Source organism: Vibrio sp. St2, from assembly GCF_947311885.1.
GTDB classification, from domain to species: domain Bacteria; phylum Pseudomonadota; class Gammaproteobacteria; order Enterobacterales; family Vibrionaceae; genus Vibrio; species Vibrio coralliilyticus.
In genome coordinates, this window is sequence record NZ_CAMZNA010000005.1 from 122,814 (window position 1) to 141,985 (window position 19,172).

At 45.3% G+C, this 19,172-nt stretch carries 15 protein-coding genes; 2 read left to right on the forward strand and 13 right to left on the reverse strand.

What is annotated here, in order from left to right; all coding sequences use genetic code 11:
* Positions 1-20: 20 nt before the first annotated feature.
* The 10 genes from ybgE to QMA41_RS16110 all read right to left on the reverse strand — a co-directional run bounded on the left by ybgE (position 21) and on the right by QMA41_RS16110 (position 10,608).
* Positions 21-323, reverse strand: coding sequence for a cyd operon protein YbgE (gene ybgE, locus QMA41_RS16065; RefSeq protein ID WP_281630152.1), 303 nt, complete (start codon positions 321-323; stop codon positions 21-23).
* Complete coding sequence (gene cydX / locus QMA41_RS16070) at positions 316-423, reverse strand: cytochrome bd-I oxidase subunit CydX (protein ID WP_000270284.1); 108 nt, start codon at positions 421-423, stop codon at positions 316-318. The genes ybgE and cydX overlap by 8 nt, the downstream gene beginning before the upstream one ends.
* Positions 424-435: 12 nt before the next feature.
* Complete coding sequence (gene cydB / locus QMA41_RS16075) at positions 436-1,572, reverse strand: cytochrome d ubiquinol oxidase subunit II (protein ID WP_281630153.1); 1,137 nt, start codon at positions 1,570-1,572, stop codon at positions 436-438.
* A gap of 15 nt (positions 1,573-1,587) precedes the next feature.
* Positions 1,588-3,174, reverse strand: coding sequence for a cytochrome ubiquinol oxidase subunit I (cydA, locus tag QMA41_RS16080; protein ID WP_281630154.1), 1,587 nt, complete (start codon positions 3,172-3,174; stop codon positions 1,588-1,590).
* A gap of 459 nt (positions 3,175-3,633) precedes the next feature.
* Positions 3,634-4,638 carry a Holliday junction branch migration DNA helicase RuvB gene (ruvB, locus tag QMA41_RS16085; protein ID WP_229630384.1) on the reverse strand — a complete coding sequence of 335 codons (1,005 nt, stop codon included), beginning with the start codon at positions 4,636-4,638 and terminating at the stop codon, positions 3,634-3,636.
* Positions 4,639-4,658: 20 nt separating this feature from the next.
* Entirely contained in the window at positions 4,659-5,276 is a 618-nt protein-coding gene (gene ruvA / locus QMA41_RS16090) for a Holliday junction branch migration protein RuvA (RefSeq protein ID WP_029236098.1), read from the reverse strand.
* 78 nt (positions 5,277-5,354) lie between these two features.
* The gene (locus QMA41_RS16095) at positions 5,355-6,806 is read right to left on the reverse strand and encodes a methyl-accepting chemotaxis protein (protein WP_281630155.1); all 1,452 of its coding nucleotides are present in this window, start codon (positions 6,804-6,806) and stop codon (positions 5,355-5,357) included.
* Between the two features lie 123 nt (positions 6,807-6,929).
* Positions 6,930-7,451: a crossover junction endodeoxyribonuclease RuvC gene (gene ruvC / locus QMA41_RS16100; RefSeq protein WP_006962853.1), complete on the reverse strand. Its 522-nt coding sequence runs from the start codon at positions 7,449-7,451 to the stop codon at positions 6,930-6,932.
* Positions 7,452-7,519: 68 nt separating this feature from the next.
* Entirely contained in the window at positions 7,520-9,259 is a 1,740-nt protein-coding gene (locus QMA41_RS16105; RefSeq protein WP_281630156.1) for an alpha-galactosidase, read from the reverse strand.
* Between the two features lie 377 nt (positions 9,260-9,636).
* Entirely contained in the window at positions 9,637-10,608 is a 972-nt protein-coding gene (locus QMA41_RS16110; protein ID WP_038510504.1) for a porin, read from the reverse strand.
* A gap of 353 nt (positions 10,609-10,961) precedes the next feature.
* Between QMA41_RS16110 and QMA41_RS16115 the strand changes: the two genes are divergently transcribed.
* Positions 10,962-11,702 (forward strand): transporter substrate-binding domain-containing protein, encoded by a 741-nt coding sequence (locus QMA41_RS16115; RefSeq protein ID WP_281630157.1) that lies wholly within the window; start codon positions 10,962-10,964, stop codon positions 11,700-11,702.
* A 20-nt stretch (positions 11,703-11,722) separates the two neighbouring features.
* Here the strand turns inward: QMA41_RS16115 and QMA41_RS16120 are convergent, their stop codons facing one another.
* Entirely contained in the window at positions 11,723-12,388 is a 666-nt protein-coding gene (locus QMA41_RS16120) for an SDR family NAD(P)-dependent oxidoreductase (protein WP_281630158.1), read from the reverse strand.
* 164 nt (positions 12,389-12,552) lie between these two features.
* Here QMA41_RS16120 and QMA41_RS16125 point away from each other — a divergent pair, with 164 nt between their 5' ends.
* A complete protein-coding gene (locus QMA41_RS16125; protein WP_281630159.1) occupies positions 12,553-14,256 on the forward strand; it encodes a protein adenylyltransferase SelO family protein in 1,704 nt (567 codons plus the stop codon).
* Between the two features lie 133 nt (positions 14,257-14,389).
* Here the strand turns inward: QMA41_RS16125 and QMA41_RS16130 are convergent, their stop codons facing one another.
* Both QMA41_RS16130 and torA read right to left on the reverse strand, forming a co-directional pair.
* Complete coding sequence (locus QMA41_RS16130; RefSeq protein WP_281630160.1) at positions 14,390-16,321, reverse strand: metallophosphoesterase; 1,932 nt, start codon at positions 16,319-16,321, stop codon at positions 14,390-14,392.
* A gap of 378 nt (positions 16,322-16,699) precedes the next feature.
* Positions 16,700-19,162, reverse strand: a complete 2,463-nt coding sequence (gene torA / locus QMA41_RS16135) for a trimethylamine-N-oxide reductase TorA (protein WP_021454981.1) — start codon at positions 19,160-19,162, stop codon at positions 16,700-16,702.
* Positions 19,163-19,172: the final 10 nt, after the last annotated feature.

Sequence of the window (19,172 nt, forward strand, 5' to 3'; positions counted from 1 at the left end):
TAATTTTCAGTCAGTTCAATTTACAAAACACGTATTAGAGTTAAATAAATTAGAATCGTTAAGGAAAAATAAGGACTGAATAATACTTGCCAATACCAGTTTTTTGGTTTGAAGCTCAAGCCAAAGATCATGCTGGAACAAATTGCCCAAATCATCAGCGGTGAGATCAGTGCATTGAAACCGCCTATTGAAGCTGAATACTGCTCCGGATCCCACATCACCATAGCAACATGATAAAAACCAAGAATCAGCGATAAGGCTCTAAACAGAGCCTTATCCATTGGCGCATGCAGCTTAGCTACCTGCTCAGCGGGATTACTCACTGTCTTTATCCATCATTTCTGAGTGCTCTAGCCAAAGAGCATTGATGATACCGAATGCGCAAGCAAGTAGTACACCTAGAATCCATGCGAAATACCACATAGTAATAGCTCCTTAGTAAAGTGAGTTTTTGTTGTCTTCAATGAACTTTCTGTCCAGACGACCGAACATCTTGTAGTAAGTCCAAATTGTATACGCCAAGATAACAGGCACCATGATAAAGGCTACACCTGTCATTAGGTTGAGCGTCAATTCAGATGACGTTGCATCCCACATGGTCAGGCTGTGGTTAGGCATCAAATCAGAAGGCATGATGAATGGGAACATCGCCAGACCCGCTGTGAAAATAATACCTGCATTACCTAGACTTGAAGCAAAGAATGCGATACCACCACGCTCAAGACGTGAAGCCAGTACAGTAACAAGAGACATCACTACACCCAGCGTCGGAGCAATCCACATCAACGGGTACTGCTCGAAGTTGTTCATCCAAGCACCCGCTTCACGAACTACTTCTTTAGCAAGTGGGTTAGACGCGCCATTATGGTCAATAGCGCTGGTAATCACGTAGCCTTCAATGTTTTGAACCCAGAAACCAGCAGCAACGAAAGTCGCAACCGTTAGTAGACCCATGATTTGTGCAACACTGCGTGAGCGAGCGTGAACTTCGTCTGTGGTCTTCATCTGTAGCCAAGTAGCGCCCTGCATTAAGATCATGAACAAGCTAACTAAGCCACATAACAATGCGAATGGGTTTAACAGACCAAAGAATGAACCGTGATACGTTGGCATCAAAAATTCAGTCAACTGGAATGGTACACCTTGTAGTAGATTACCAAACGCCACACCAAAGATAATTGGTGGAACGAAGCCACTGATAGAAATACAAATATCCCACGTTTGACGCCACTTAGTATCTTCAATCTTTGAGCGATAAGAGAGGCCCAACGGTCTTAGCCACAAAGCAGCCAACGTTAGAATCATCGCCAGATAGAATCCAGAGAACGACGTTGCGTAAACTAAAGGCCATGCAGCAAATAGAGCACCACCCGCTGTCACCAACCAAACTTGGTTGCCTTCCCAGTGAGGTGCGATCGAGTTGATCATCACACGACGTTCAGTATCATTTTTTCCGATTACAGGTACTAGCGCGCCAACACCCATATCGAAGCCATCAGTCACTGCGAAACCTACCAGGAGAACACCGATCAGAACCCACCAGATAAGTCGCAAGATTTCGTATTCAAACATATGTTTCTCCTTGCTTTACGCGTCTACTTGACGACTAACTTTGTCTTCAACAGAGTCAGCGTTTTGCTCAAAGTGGTAACGACCTGTCTTCAGGCTGCTAGGACCTTTGCGAGCAAATTTCAGCATCAAGTACACTTCTGCAATCAGGAAGACGGTGTATAGCGCCAAGATTGCAAACAGTGACGTCCAGATTTCTCCAGCGGTGAGTGCAGATGCCGCCACATGTACAGGTAGAATTTCACCCACAGCCCATGGCTGACGACCGAATTCAGCAACAAACCAACCTGCTTCGATAGCAATCCAAGGCAGTGGAATACTCAACAACGCGGCTTTTAGTACCCATGGTTTTTGCTCGATCTTCTGGCGACAAGTCTGGATGAATGCGGCACCGAATACGAATAGCATGATAAAGCCACACGCAACCATGATTCGGAACGACCAGAATAGTGGCCAAACTGTTGGGATAGAATCATCCGCCGCCGCTTGGATTTGATCTTCAGTCGCATCAACTACGTTTTCTGTGTAACGCTTCAGAAGAAGGCCGTAACCTAGGTCGCCTTTCACTTCATCAAAGGCAGTCATGTTTTCTTCTGACTTATCGCCTGCACGAAGCTTTTCAAGCAGTTCATAGGCGTACATACCAGTGCGAATACGGTCAACGTGTTCATCACGAAGATCACGTAGACCTGTTACTTGCTCATCCAAAGAACGAGTTGCGATGATGCCCATGACGTAAGGAATCTTGATCGCGTAATCAGTATGCATGGTTTCCTGATTTGGCAGGCCAAACAAAGTGAAAGCGGCTGGTGCTGGTTCGGTGTGCCATTCAGCTTCAACTGCTGCCAGTTTTACTTTCTGCACTTCACCTAGTTCATAACCAGATTCGTCACCAAGCACGATTACAGACAGGATTGCCGCCATACCAAAAGAGGCAGCGATGGCGAATGAACGACGAGCGAAAGCGATGTCACGACCTTTTAATAGGTAGTAAGAACTGATGCCAAGAATAAACATCGCGCCTGTCGTATAGCCAGAAGCTACTGTGTGTACGAATTTCACCTGAGCAACTGGGTTAAGTACAACCTCAGCAAAGCTCACCATTTCCATTCGCATGGTTTCAAAATTGAATTCTGCGCCAACTGGGTTTTGCATCCAGCCGTTTGCAACCAAGATCCACAGTGCCGAGAAGTTAGAACCCAATGCGACTAACCAAGTTACAACTAAGTGTTGTCGTTTTGTCAGTCGGTCCCAGCCGAAGAAGAAAAGGCCAACGAAAGTGGACTCAAGGAAGAAGGCAACCAGAGCTTCGATGGCCAGTGGAGCCCCGAAGATATCCCCGACATAATGAGAATAGTAAGACCAGTTAGTACCAAACTGGAATTCCATGGTCAGGCCGGTGGCAACACCAAGTACGAAGTTAATACCGAAAAGCTTACCCCAGAACTTTGTCATGTCCTTGTAGATTTGCTTGTCCGTCATTACGTACAGAGATTCCATGATGGCGAGAAGGAAAGCCATACCCAGAGTCAATGGTACGAAGAGGAAGTGATACATCGCAGTGAGCGCAAACTGCAACCGCGACAGATCGACTACATCAATCATGTTTACTCCTATGTGTCGGCTGAAGACACTTTCTACATTCATGCAGCATAAGTAGGCGTTTAGCCAACTCAAATAATGTTGCTAAAGAACAGTATGTTGTTGCAAAAATGTACCGTAACGGTTAGTTAATTGTTAAGCATCAGCTAATATAGCTGGCGCTAATGCTACTCCTAAAAACTGTCTGTTTCAAAAGGTTTATCTTTGGACTTCGCTTTGATTTGTATCAAATTTTGTGCGGCATTTTTGTCTAAAAATCCATCACATTGATCCACATCAACAGTTTAAGCGAGCTTTTGTTAATTTGCGGTTATTTGGGAGGGAGGCCAAGGTATTTATGCAAAACAAGCGCTTAACAACTCGTGCATTTTAGTTACCTAATTAGTAGTAACGAGATTTAATTATTGTGATCACGATCACTTATAGTAAAAGACCAGCTCATGATGAGCTGGTCCTGAAAACTTATTTTTCAATTCCGAAATGAAGGTATGCCCTATCGGTAGCAATACGCCCTCTTGGCGTTCGCTGCAGATAGCCTTGTTGTATCAGATACGGCTCCAAGACATCTTCAATGGTGTCCTTCTCTTCGCCAATGGCGGCTGCCATGTTATCCAGCCCAACAGGTCCACCACCGAACTTCTCCATAATGGCCAGCAGCAATTTGCGGTCCATGTAGTCGAAGCCCTGTGCGTCAACATCCAACATGTTAAGGGCCTTGTCTGCGATGTCTGCACATATATGCCCGTTACCTTTCACTTCTGCGTAATCTCGCACACGGCGTAACAATCGGTTGGCGATACGTGGCGTACCACGAGCACGTCTTGCGACTTCAAGCGCGCCTTCACTTTCCATGGATAAGCCTAAGCAATCTGCGCTACGCTGGACAATATGTTGAAGATCAGAAATTTTGTAGTATTCCAGGCGCTGAGTAATACCAAAACGGTCTCGAAGGGGTGAGGTCAACGAGCCAGCTCGTGTGGTCGCACCGATCAGAGTAAACGGCGGTAAATCGATCTTGATGGAACGCGCGGCAGGACCTTCACCAATCATAATGTCGAGCTGGTAGTCTTCCATCGCTGGATACAACACCTCTTCAACCATCGGACTCAAACGATGGATTTCATCAATGAACAACACATCGTTTTCTTCGAGATTGGTTAGAAGCGCAGCCAAGTCACCAGCTTTTTCCAGAACCGGACCAGATGTAGTGCGAATGTTTACGCCCATTTCATTGGCCACAATATTTGCCAATGTGGTTTTCCCCAAACCAGGAGGACCAAATATCAGCAAATGATCTAACGCTTCTTCACGTAGGTTGGCGGCCTTGATGAAAATCTCCATCTGATCACGAACGTGATCTTGTCCTTGGTAATCCGCCAGTTTTTTCGGGCGAATTGCCCTGTCGATAACGTCTTCTTCTTTATAAACCGCATTTTCCGGCGCGATTAGACGATCCGCTTCTATCATTAACAGTTCCTAGTCGTCACTTAAACCATTGACTTTAGTGCTTCGCGGATTAGCTCTTCGCTGCTCATATCCGCGGTTTTGACCTGAGACACTACTTTAGAAGCTTGTGTCGGTTTATAGCCAAGTGCAAGTAATGCGCTAATTGCTTCTTCTTCGGCGTTAGCTTGATCAACTTGAGGTGCTGAATCGACTGGCGCTGCATCTGTATGCGGCGTAAACAAATCACCCGCTCCCCAACCTTTGAGACGGTCTTTCATCTCAACGACCAGACGTTCTGCAGTTTTCTTACCAACACCCGGCAATTTAACCAGTGTCGAAATGTCTTCACGTTCAACACATGAAACAAATTGGCTGGCTGTCATACCTGACAATATACCCAAGCCCAGTTTCGGGCCAACACCATTAGCTTTAATCACTTCGCGGAATAGAGCGCGTTCTTTAACGGTATTAAAGCCATAGAGTAGCTGAGCATCTTCGCGAACAACGAAATGCGTGTAGATGATTGCTTCCTCACCAATATTCGGCAATTCGTAAAAACAGCTCATCGGCATCTGAACTTCATAGCCAATACCGTTTACTTCAATCAACAATTCAGGGGGTTGCTTTTCAAGCAGAATGCCACGCAAACGTCCAATCACACTCAATACTCTTTGGAAATGAATTTGCGACAGGATAATAAAGAACTGGATAGACATCCAGTTCTTTATACAGTGTATCTAGATTTTTGAGACCACTAGATCAAGTTGGGATGTGAGAGTACGAACGGTCTCGACCTGCCCGTTTAACTGCGCACCATTTTGTGCAACAAGCTCGGAAATGGTCTTGGTCTCCACCACACCATTGGCCACTTCACTGCTCGCTTCATCCAGGTCTTTGAGTGCCGACATTTGGTTAGTCATGATATTGGCTAAGCCGTTTACATCTTTCGAGATACCCGTCACTTGTTCGATGACTTCTTTCATTCGCGTCGCACTAGCATGGACCACCTGTTGACCGTGACGCACTTCCTGTTCGCTTCGGTCAAGCAAGTTACGAATCTCCACCGCAGACTCACTACTCTTAGCTGATAACTCACGTACCTGATCCGCCACCACAGCAAAACCTCTGCCCTGTTCACCTGCACGAGCGGCTTCAATCGCTGCATTCAGTGCCAGTAAATTGGTTTGTTCCGCAACCGAAGTGATCAAATCAGCGACTTTCATGATTTGCTCATGGCTGTCGATGATCTGGCTTATCGCACTGGTAGAAGCTTCAAGCAGTTCTGAACTTTTCTCCGCCTGTTTATGAACAGCGTCACTTCGTCCGCGCAACTCAGTGACAAAGTGGCTAGAATCTTCAAGCCCCTCGGTCATCTGATGCACTTGCTGACTCATCTGTTCAGCGGCACTGGCCTGAGATTCACTATTAATGTTGAGCTGACTGACCTGGCTGTCGAGGGCTTCCGACTGAGACTCCAAAGCTTGCGAGACTTCTTTCAATTGATGAGAATTCTGATTTGCCTGATCTAGTACACTCGATAAATGGCGCTCACCTTGCGTAGCTTTATCGGCTACCGCTTCACTTTTTTGCTTTGCGTCCTCTGCTAGCTCAATCGCTTGGTCACGCTGTTTCGCCGTAAATGCTTGAGCAATGCATATCACCACCAGCGGGAGAATCGTTCCTGACCATATTTCAATGCGCAATGCCGACTCAGACAGAATCAATTGAGGAAAGCTAAAATCAGAGAGATGAAGATGGGTCATGGCTGCCGACAGCGAAATGACAATCGCACTCCAACAGATCGCCATGAAGCGGGTACCCGAGAGGAAAAATGCAACAACCAGTAAAGGTACCCAATAGGTTTGAGTTGACTCGACGACGCCACCACTTTGATAAATGATGTTGAGCGCATGGACCGTCATGCCGACAAACCCAAGATTGAGCGCAAAACCGGGATGTTTAAACCACTTCAAACACGCCGCAGAAATCAGCTCTAATACAATAAGAAACACAGAAGTCAGCACTAAGCTGTCATGGCTGTGTTTACTCCATTTAATAAAGCTATAAAGGCCGACGAGGAAAGCAATAAAAGTGAATAGAGACAGGATATCAGCCTGTCGCTGTTGTGATTTTGTCCAATTGTGTTGGCTCGGCATACACGCACGACGCCAGAGAGTGGCTGGGTTCATTGTCAATCATCCTTGATTGAAAGTTGTAAGACCTCCGACCACTATAGGTTTACAACATTTTCATAACAAATCGCATTATTAGATCTGTTTAGGACGTCTCAATTTTGAAATCACTACGCACAATCAACGGTAACGACCTCGTCGTGCACTGGTTGCTTTGCCAGCCAAAGCAACTAAGGTTTTATTGGTATTCGCATGACAGATAGCAACGCCTAGGGCATCCGCGGCATCCGCTTGAGGCTTAGCAGGCAACTTGAGCATTGACTGTACCATGTGCTGCACCTGCTCTTTATCTGCGCCCCCTGTTCCAACTACCGCTTGTTTAATTAAGCGCGCCGCATACTCATAGACAGGGAGATCGGCGTTGACGGCAGCTACGATCGCACTGCCGCGGGCTTGACCAAGCTTTAAGGCGGAGTCCGCATTGCGCGCCATAAACACTTGCTCAATAGCGAACACATCCGGTTGAAATTGGGTGATGATTTCTGTGACTCCGGCGTAAATTTGCTTCAGTCGACCGGGCAGCTCTTTTTCTGATGTTCGAATGCAACCACTGCCTAAATAGTGGAGGTGACGTCCGGTCTGGCGGATGACGCCGTATCCGGTGATGCGGGAACCTGGGTCAATGCCCAAGATGATTGACATAGTGCTTATAAAACCTATTCGTTTAGCCAGCGCGTATCTTAGCTTACCCCATGATCTTTAGCGAGGTTTCACCGTGCGGTCACAATCGCTCTGCTTGATAATCCAGCATCCAAGGTGACTTCGATCACCGCAGTACGTTCATGACTGAGTTTTTCGCCGCTCCAGTAATCATACCAATACACTGGAAAGTCAGAGGTTAAAGTCACTTCTCGAGCAGGTTGCTGGAAGTTAAACAAACAGTGCAGATCATTCTGCTCCGTCATTTTCAAATAAGCATGGTGCAAGCTCAACGAAGTAAATCTAGCCGCGTTTTGGCTATGTTTTTGGCGGATAAACAGACGGGAGAGTGTTTTCTGAGCGAAGGGCGTCAGTTCGGGCAACGGGTCACCAGATAACAACATGCCACCGCAGGCTAACAGTGTGTCCCGATGAAACTCGTAATAACGACGCTCTGTGGCCTGATTCGGCAAAGAGACGAACGTGGCGCAGTCTGGATCAATCTGCCACAGTTTTCGATGCTGCCAGCTGCGATAAAACGTTTCTTTCGCGATTTGCTCAAAGCGCCGTTCATCTCGTTCCACATCGTCTGACACTCGCATCGCATCGACAAGTCCTAGCGATGGCCACATTGGAGCATTACAGCCAAGAATTAAGGCATCACCCGCTCCTTCGGCAATGGCTTCCATACCCAATCGATACGCTTCAACACCAGTGATACCGCTCTGATCTCGTCGCCCTTTTAGCGTTCCCCAATAATTCGCATCAAGCTTGAACAGCTCTATCCCCCACTCTTCTCGCATCGTTTTAACCACTTGGGTAAGATGCTCTTGCACATCTGGGTGAGACGTGTCCAAGATATACCAAGGTGTGCAGCGCCAACCAGCATAAGTCACGTCTTCGGCTTTCAGTAGCGAACCATCTTCATGAGTCACAAACCAATCTTGATGTTGCTTAAAAAGCTCCGATTCTGGCTGAGCAATAAAAGGGGCTAACCAAATTGCGGGCTTCTTGCCCTGAAGTTTGATTTCTTTTATCAGCGCTTTTACGCCAGAGGGGAATTTGTCAGACGGCGTGAGCCAGTCTCCCATAAAAGCCTGATAACCGTCATCCAGCAGTACATATTCGAGCGATGCCAACTCATCCTTCATACGATTCAAATTCTCGATGACATGGCTCTGCGTAACGTCAGCATAGTAAGCGTACCAGGAGCACCAACCAATAGGTGCTGTCTTCTTCACGCCAGCTCTTGGGGAGTGATGACGCGAAATCATTTGTGCATACTCAGAAAAGAGTGTTGATAACGATTCTCCCTGAAGAACCGCTACAGATTCCAACTGATTGGATGCCCAATCCAATGGATAAGTACCTTCGCCGTCAATGCAGATCTTCAACCAGTTGTGATTCTCTAACTCTACAACTTCAAAATAACCCGCAAAACGGTGGCAAGAAGTAAAGCCAAACAAGGTATAACCTAAGGAGTCTTCAACCACCAGATAATTGTAATAGCGCTTTGGTCCTGCTGAAGAATAGATACGATAACTTGAAGAGTTGTCCGGGCAGCGTCCAATATCCACAGGGTTGTCGACGGTACCCGTAGTCTGAGCAAGCATCTGGAAACCATCACCTAGCAGAGTCGCATTATGTTCGAACTCAAACTCCGTAATCGCCAGAACATAGCGCCCACTGATACGGTCATTATTCAAGCCTTGATAACTAAACGCGATTTCATTGTGATGGAGCTCGGCTTGCAAATTGATGTCTCTGACCCGCAGAGTACGACCATTTTCCAAGCTGACTGAAAACGACATAAATGAGCCCCCCAGATCAATCAAATTTGCTGTGCCCTTAATCAAATTAGAGCACTAGGTTTTTTTATTGTCCAATCACTAACTTAGGTAATATTGGTCTGGGTCACGAATTGTCTTCATATCATTTGTGAAGGTGATGAAAAATCACTTTTAGATGCCTGCCCGCACAAAGCGGTATTAGCATCCATTCACAGGAAGAGTTTTTGAGGGAAAGAATGAAAGAACCCTAGTAGGAGATGAATCTGGGGGTGTCTTAAAATGAAAAAGCCCTCCAACTCCGGAGGGCGAAAAGGCAGTGGATTATTGCGATAAGCGTCCTGCTTAAAAAAGCCCACCTTTGTGGGCTTTAAGAGATATGAATAAACCTGATCGTTAAATTAGAATGCGTAAGCTAGTTTAACGAATGATTCGATGTCGCCTTCTTCTGCGCCAACACCTGTCGTAGAGTTAAAGCCTTCATCAGAAATGTGGTAAGCAATATCAACTAGTGCAGTCACGTTATCGGTAAACGCGTAAGAACCACCGAAGTTCACTGCTTCACGAGTATCTTCAATCGTTACGTAACCTGCAGCTAGGTATAGTGCATCAATGGTGTAACCGGCAGATGTGTTGTACATCTTAACTTTTTTGCCATCTGCAAATTCTTCTTCAGCAAAAGTAGCACCGATGCCAACAGAACCAAGCTTCACCGAACCGTTCACTAGGTATAGTTTGTCTGTATCGCCTTGATCTTCATCGTTGTCTTCGTAACCAAAGTTAACCATGAAAGTGTCATTTTCGTAGCCTAGGTAACCGTTGTAACCCGCTTGGCGGTCGCTACCTTCGTAGTTACGGTCACCGTAATAAGAGATACCGTATTTAACGCCTTCTTTATCGCCTTCAAATTTAACTACCTGACGTGCGTCAGATGCATCATTTGGTGACCATAGGAACTCGATAGTTTGGTCTGCTGCACCATCAACCGCGTCTAGAGCAGTGTCATTTGCATAGCCAGCAGAAACAACACCAGCACCAGTTTTGTAACCAACCCAAGTGTCAGTAATATTGAACTCTGAATCTGATGTACCGTAATCATCTTCTACGTCAAACTCACCGCCAAATTTACCAACGATGTTACCGTTTTCGTAATCAGCGAAGATATCAAAGCCCGTTACACCACCATTGTAAAACTCTTCATCTTTTTGTCTTTCAATGTTGTTTACCGCACCATTTTCTTTACGGTCTGTTTGGTAGTAACCACCAACTGCGATTTCACCAGATACTGTGAATTGGTCGCCTGAAAGTGCTTCTGCTGCTACGGCTGAACCTGCAACAAGAGATAGGGCTGCTGCTAATGCTGTCTTTTTCATTTTCTATGTTCCTATAGATTTTTATTTATGAGCGTCAAATACCATCTGCTCGCTCTGGCTATAGAAACTATTGGCGCCAACCATTATTAACAAATAAATCAATAAAAAATAAACGTAGTCACCTAATTAAGATTCACGAAAAAGGTCAAGCTCCCTTAATTACTAATGACAAACAACTCAATATAAAGAGAAATTTCTATTCTGAACGTAAAAGCCGTGAGGCCACGCTCGAATACGCGGAAGTAAATACTCATTGCAAAATGAGCACAAAGATAACTCTGATGATAAAAATATTTTTGGCTTTCTCAACCTCAACTAAACTTAATTACTAAGAGGTTTGATGGAACAGACTGGTGTATAGATACCAAATTGGAAAATTGATTTTCCTTACTCTCAGCCTATGGAGTGGCCTAGGATCGGCTGCGCCATTACGACTCGCGCAAGACTTATGGCCTCCTTACGTCATGAACTCTGCACTTGGTAGCGGGATCGCCCATGATTTGGTGACAGAAGCGTTAGTTTCCGCTGGTTTTGAAATAGAATATTCTGTCAAACCCTGGTCTAGGGTGCTTAAAGAAACCATTAACGGCAAAAATGACGTCATCATCGCCATCTGGAAGACAGAACAACGCAACAAAGATTACTTATTCACAGAAGAATATATGTATAACCAGATGGCCTTTATTTCTCGTACCGACACCAACTTTGAATACAACTCAATGAACAGTTTGAAAGGCTTACGTGTTGCGTTAATCAACAACTATGCCTACGGCGCTGGATTGCGTGACTACAAAGAAATGATCCCAGCAGACTCGATAGACTTACCCAATAGCATCCGCTTGGTGCTTACCGATCGGGCAGATGTTCTCGTCACAGATGAAGCAGTGGGAAGATGGACAGTGAAAGAGATGCGAATCAAAAAGGAAAGGCTTCATTTTAGCGAAGCCTATCTTGACTCAACCCCACTGCACGCCGCAGTGAGAAAAGATCATCCTCAAGCCGAGCAAATCGTGACAGCGCTCAACCTGTATTTTAAACATAACGCGGAGCAGAAACTTCATGACCTGAAAATAAAGTACGGCTTGGCTGACTAGTACTTTCAGCTTAGAGGATTTTAAACCCGATTGATCGTAATGTCAGAAACGAAGCCATTGCCGAGGCTAGACAACGACGAATGAATCATCTCAGCGACGTCCTCTGCGCCCATAAAGCCGCTCGTGTTCACTTCCTTACCACTTGAGGGCCAGAATTCTGTATCCATACCGCCAGGGTACACCGCAATCAACTTCATTGGTTTGCCTTTCAGTTCTAGGCGCACCGATTCCAATAAACCTCTAACTGCCCACTTGACCGCACAATAAGTCGATTCCTGAGCTTTTGGTCGTTGAGCGGCTGTCGACATCACCATAACTACATTAACGGGTTTATCTTGGTATCGCTTGACCGCTTCTTGCAGCACATTAATTGCCGATTTCAGGTTATTGTCGATTAACGCTTGAATCGCATCAGGTTCTTGCTGCTCAAGCAGACCAAAGTACCCTGAGCCCGCACAGTGAATTAAGGTAGTCGGCAGGCCCTGAAAACCATCAAACAAATCAGAGACCGAGCTGTGATTAGCCAGATCACATGTTTGGTAGCTTGATTGCTCCGATAGCTGCGCGTCGACTGCTGCAAGCTTCTCTCGACTGCGACCAGTTAACAAAACCGCCTGCCCATCCGCATCAAGTCGTTTTGCTAGCGCCGCGCCCAATCCGCTGCTGCCACCTGTAATTACAATCATAATATTCCTTTCATGTTGCGCCTAACCATACTGGACCTAACAAAGCGTGCGATTGTCGATCAAGAGGTCGGCCAAGATTTAATCATCGGCTATTGATGCCTTTTGCCCATTACCGACGTATCATTGCTGATAGATTCTACTTGCCGTCAGGAATTATAAAAAGCATGAATAAACAGGAAGGGATGAAACGCCCAGTAGATATTGATAACTTGGCCGATCTTGCCCGAGCCTCTGACTACTCTTTGCTCAACACGCTTATCTGTGACCCAGATGCGACACAAGATGGCGAAGATCACTCCCCAAGACAGGTGTTTTCAGGTCATTACGTGCCAGTCAGACCTACTCCCATTTCTGACCCTGTCTATGTCAGCCACAGTCGCCCGTTTTTTAAAGAGCTCGGCTTGCAAGACAGCCTTGCACTAAGCGAAGAATTCAAACAGCTATTTTCTGGTGATGTGAGTCAGGTACCAGCTCCCATGCGCAACCTAGGCTGGGCGACAGGTTACGCTTTGTCTATCTTTGGTAATGAATACACAGAACAGTGCCCATTTAGAACCGGCAATGGTTATGGTGATGGACGTGCTATCTCAGTCTTTGAAGGAGTACTCAACCACCAGCGCTGGGAAATGCAGTTAAAAGGCGGTGGTCCAACACCATACTGCCGCGGTGCAGATGGCAGAGCGGTACTTCGTTCAAGTGTCCGCGAATTCCTTGCACAAGAACATATGCATGCTCTTGGGGTTTCTTCATCACGATCTTTAAGCTTATTTGTATCCCAATCGGAAACGGTTGATCGTCCTTGGTATCGTGAAGGTTCTCGCTCTCAAGATCCTGATGTCATGGTCTCAAACCCTGTGGCGATCTCAACTCGCGTCGCGCCGTCTTTCTTGCGTGTTGGTCAACTTGAACTCTTCGGCCGCCGAGCTCGTTGTCAGGAACATCCCAACGCTGTAGTTGAACTGGAGATGATGGCTTTACACATGATTGAACGAGAGTATGACGATAAGATAGATGCTAACCTTCCTTTGGCTGACAAAACACTCCGGTTAGCCATCGAGTTTCGCGAACGGCTCACGACATTAATTACACACTGGCTACGTGTCGGTTACTGTCAGGGCAACTTTAACAGTGACAACTGTGCAGTAGGTGGCTTCACCTTAGATTATGGTCCTTTCGGGTTTTGCGAACGCTTTGAACCCTATTTTCAACCTTGGACAGGTGGTGGTCGACACTTTGCCTTCTTTAACCAGCCATTGGCCGCCGAAAAGAACTTTGAATCTTTCTGCTCCGCGTTAGAAGTGTTACTGCAGTCTTCCCCAGAGCTCATCCAACAATTGGATGAGATTCGCGATGGCTTCTCTTCACTCATGCAAGACAAAATTACCCAGATGTGGGCAGACAAATTGGGGCTTGACACATTTGATGCTCCTCTATTTAACTCGCTACTCGCTCTGATGATGAAGACCCATGTCGATTACACAATGTTCTTCCGTGAGCTCTGTAATATTCCAGAGGATGTCTCTGAAATTGCCAAGAGCTTTTACACTGAGCCTGATGAGCTATTAGAAAATGAGTGGAGTGAGTGGTTAACATCATGGCGTGAGTCACTGAATGTTGAAAAAGGTATCGAGGCTATCTCTCGGAACATGAAGCAAGTAAACCCTAAATACACTTGGCGCGAATGGCTTATTGTCCCTGCTTATGAGCAAGCTAGACTGGGAGATTTTACACTTATCCATGAGTTAGAAGAGATATTAGCTGATCCGTATGGTGAGCAATCTAAAGAGGTCGAAGAGAAATACTACAAGCTAAAACCGTTAGAATATTTCGCAGCAGGCGGGGTCTCTCATTACAGCTGCTCTTCATAACCACTTTCAATAGTCACAGATCCAACGAAGTTTGCGCAAACCTTACCCTAGTAAAAACAGGCAAACATAAAAATTGAACAATAGCAGTTGCACACCAGTTGTATGCAACTGCATCATTTAATCAAACCATAGATTACGGGAGCAGGTCGAGCTCAAAATCACTCGTCTCACTCCATTCAGACCAATTCATGTCAGCGCTGCGAACACGTACTTTCCAATACCATCTATCACCATGTTTAATATCGAATTGTGGTGCTCGGTTGCCCTGACCTGAGAACCTATCGTATGAACTGATATGAGTCACTTTCTCACGACGCACGGTGCCTGCCGTGACTTCATTCCCTTCCACTGAATCATTTTCACTCATATGCTGATGTTCTTCGGTGTATTTATGATTACTCCATTTGTAAGCTTCATCACCACCGATATAGAACTTTTCAATAAAGTCAGCAAGCGCCAATTTTGTAAGATCCACGCCTTCTTGGCTATCCACTAGATCGCCTTCGCGCCATGTTGGATCTACTTCGTCTCCAGGATCTTCACCCTGTTTAGGTTTGGGCATTACATTGTGTTTACGCGTATGGTTACCCCATAAGTCATAGACATCGTTCTCAAACTTATCGTCTTTAGACAGCTGCCATTGCACTTCATAAATCGAATCCGGATCACTATGGCTAATTTCAAGCATGATGTCCTTGGTATTCACTTCACCATTAGGAGAGATGATCTGTGGAGCGGCAAGCACCGTCTTACCCGGATTCACTGTAACTTCGTCTGTCATTTCAAACCCATCCTGAAGTGAACCGTATCCACCCACTTTATTCGCCACCGTTGCAGAGTATCGCTTCATATTGACGCTCTCACTGCCGCCAACGTTAAAGGTCAATATATTGAAGCCAAATTCGCTTCTACTGATCGCAAAGGTATTGTAATCATGAACATCGTAGAGCATATGATTGTCATGAATTGGCTCACGATAACCTTGTGATGTTGATGCATTAACCCAAAGGTGATTGGTGTCCATCGATTGTCCACGCGAATAAGCATGCGTATGCCCAAAAAAATGCCCAGAAATATTCCCCGTATCTTTTGAGTATTTTTCTGTTTCCGCTACTAACTCACAAGAGCCCAAGCTCTCACCGGTGATCCATAACTCAGACAAACATGGGTGGTGGAACATGGAAAATACATACTTTATGTTTTCGTTGTTTTTCGTCGAATTCAGTTTCTCGCTCAACCACTGACGTTGGGTCGCCATTACATCCTTTTGAAAATTTGAGTGATCGTGCGAGATTGGAAAACTGTCTAAGCCGATAATACGTAAACGCCCCAAGTCCATCGAATACCAAGTCTCTTCGTATCCTTCTACTTCATTTGTCGGTTTTTCAAAGAAGTGTTTGTATATACTTAAATTTGAACCGTCATAATAGTCGTGATTACCTGGAACCGTAATTAATGGGACATAAGGAGTAATATTCTTCATTTGTTCAAAAAGTTCATAGCGCCACTGCGCCATAACATTACCAGTAGAGACAATATCCCCTGCAATAGTTATTGCTGATATTTTTTCAGCACATGTTGCTTCATTATCCTCACATGCATAAGGAATAATACCTTTATTAACCACATCGGCGAGTACACCTATCGTATCACCATTTTGGGTATCTCCTATTGCCACAATATTCAACTCTGTATTATCCCCCTGATTAGGGAGAGTTTTAAATGCGTACGTAGGAGACTTGGATTCTATTTTTTCTTCATCTTGAGGGTTAAGCGCAACGATAAAGTATTCATACATTGTTGATGGTTTTAGCCCTTCGAGCACAACTGTTCGAGTATCGGAAATAGACTCATCTATCAACTCGGCATCTACCACGATGAAACCATCAGAACTACCCTTAGGCCTAGCCCAAACTTGAGTATGCTTATCGACGGTCTCGAAACGTACTGTCATGCTGTCACTACTAGGCATTTGTAGATACGGATGAATGATGAAGTTGACCTGCTCCCTAGTATTCAAAGAGACTACGTTGTCTTCCTCCTGACAGCCAATCAGTGTCAGCACTAAAGATAAAACTATTATTTGGTTTTTCAAAAGTTACTCTCTACTAAAAATTTAAAGAGCGACAAATATTGGTCAATTTTGATTTTAAATTGATGACATTAAATTTAACTCTTTTATTAAAAAATATTTCATAAATCAAAAATATTAATATGAATTTTATTAGATAAATACAAGAAACATATATCTAGTAAAATTAATAATAAAAGAATTAACAAAATAGAAAGGAGTTTATATATATGGTAGTTAGGGATAAATTAATACTATTTAAAATATCTATTGGTCGAGTTAGTTCGACATATGTTACTCAATAAAAATTTCAGAATAAAAATGAACCTGCTAAGTATTAATCAACACATAACAGGCTCATATTCAATACAATTAAGCGACTTCGATTGGGCCACCGAATGAGGTTACTGGTGGTACCTTACCAGTGAACTTCTCGAAATCAACGATACAGGTGTTGGCAGAGGTTGCCTGAGCAAGCTCTGAAGAGCCGATATCCATTGTTAGCGTATTCGGGTCGCCGTAAGTACAGATCGCACCTTCTTTTTCGTTCAGAGGACCATACCATGCGCCCTCTTCAATACGAATAACGCCACGGGCATAGCTATCCATGAGGACAGCACCCGCCAGCAATTGTCCACGGTCGTTAAACACGCGAACTAAGTCGCCGTCTTTGATGCCTTTTTCTTTTGCATCCTGAGGGTTGATGTAAACCGGCTCACGACCTTGCACCGCGTAGGTTGCACGGAACTCTTCCGACTCACACATCTGCGAGTGTAGGCGTTTATCAGGGTGACACGATTGCAGCCAGAATGGGAACTTGTCTGAACCCGGTCCACCATGTGAGCGTTCTGTCTTTTCAAACCACATTGGGTGTTCCTGACAGTGCTCATAGCCATAACGACCAATCTTACGGGAGGTAATCTCAATAAAGCCAGAAGGTGTACCAAGTGCGTTAATTTCTGGATCTTCACGGAAATCAGCGTGGCGAACCCAAGGTTTACCTTCACCGAAATCAAGAACACTCTGTTCCCAGAAATCGTCGAACGATGGCATGTCGAACTTACCTTTGTTAGCCGCACGACAATCATCATACAATGAACGAACCCACTGCATTTCATCCATACCACGCGTGTACTCGTTATGGCGACCAAATCGACGGCTGAGCTCGGTGAAGATCTCGAAGTCTGTCTTAGATTGGAACAATGGATCCACTAGACGGTGCATCGCAATCAAACCTTTACCTGAATATGAGCCGTAGACGTCGATGTCATTACGTTCAAACTGGGTACAAGCAGGTAGAACGATATCAGAGAATCGACACGTTGCAGTCCAAGCGAACTCCACAGTCACCACGGTCTGAAGCTGCTTGAAGGCCTTCTTCATACGGTTGCGATCTTGGTGGTGATGCCATGGGTTGTTACCTGAAATCACCATCATTTTGTAACCCGGTAACTTCACTTTACTGCCGTTGTAGCGAATTTCTTTACCCGGTTCCAACAGACAGTCAATCCAACGGGCAACAGGAATGGTTTTGCTGTAACCGTTGTAGTCATTGTTGTCCCATTTTGGCTTCATACCTTGGTCAAGGTTGCGTGGGAAACCACCCGGTGCAGCGAAGCCAGTTGAAGGTACGCCGATACCAGAATAGTGGTGACCATAAGAAATACCACCACCCGGAAGACCAATTTGACCAACCATTGCAGCAACTACTGCCGCCGCCCAATAAGGCTGCTCACCGTGCTCCTGACGCTGAATACACCATCCCATCAGGATCTGTGTACGACCATTAACCAGCATGCGCGCAAATTCACGGATCTTGTCAGCGCTTACGCCACAGATCTCAGCAGCCCACTCCGGTGTTTTTTCAAGTTTGTCTTTCGTCTCACCTTGAACGTACTTAATAAACTCGTCGAAACCAAGGCAGTAGGTATCAATGAACTTCTGATCGTGAAGTTTTTCGTTGTACAACACATGAGCGACCGCCAACATAAACGCAACGTCAGTCATTGGGTTAATGTACAAGTGATCATTTTGTAGGAAGCGCTGAGTTTTGTTCTTCACTGGATCAACAGAAAGTACGTTGATTTCGCCTTTAGCGACTTTCTCTTTCAGTTGCTCTAAGTAAGGGAATGACTGGTGAGTTTCACAGTTCCAACCAACCTGAAGGTTCTTCACCGGATCATTAGCCCATAGGATGATGTTATCTGAGTTTTCCAGAATCTCAGACCACGATGTACCTTGAGCGTAAACTTCCGTCGAGCCCAAAACGTAAGGCAGAATCGTCTGACCTGCACCTGTTGAGTAGTCACCAACTTTAGTAATGAAGTTACCATGCATGCCTACCGCACGTTGCATGTGGCTGGTACAGCTATGGAATTGACCTGTCTGACGCCAACCCGTTTGGCCTGCGTGCAATGCCCAAGGTCCATAGTCTTTCTGAATGCGCTCTAACTCACGGTAGAACAGATCCAAAGCTTCATCCCAAGTGACACGAATAAAACGGTTGTCGCCGCGAGTTTCGGCGCTGTACTTGTGCTTTTTCAACCAATCTAGGCGCACCATTGGGTAGCGGACACGAGACGGGTTATAAATAACACCTTTGATACCATTGATCATATCAGTTGGGTTGGTATCTGTTTCTAGCGGCTTGATCTCTTGGACTTTACCCGCGTAGATATGGGCACGGAATGCGCCCCAGTGAGAACCGGAGACTTTCCAAGTTCCTGTTGTTTCAGCTGCGCTTGCAGAAGCAGATGCCAATAAGCTTGGACCGATTACTGACGCTGCACTGGTCGTTGCTACACCTTTAAGAAAACTTCTTCGTGTAATAGCCATTTCAATTACT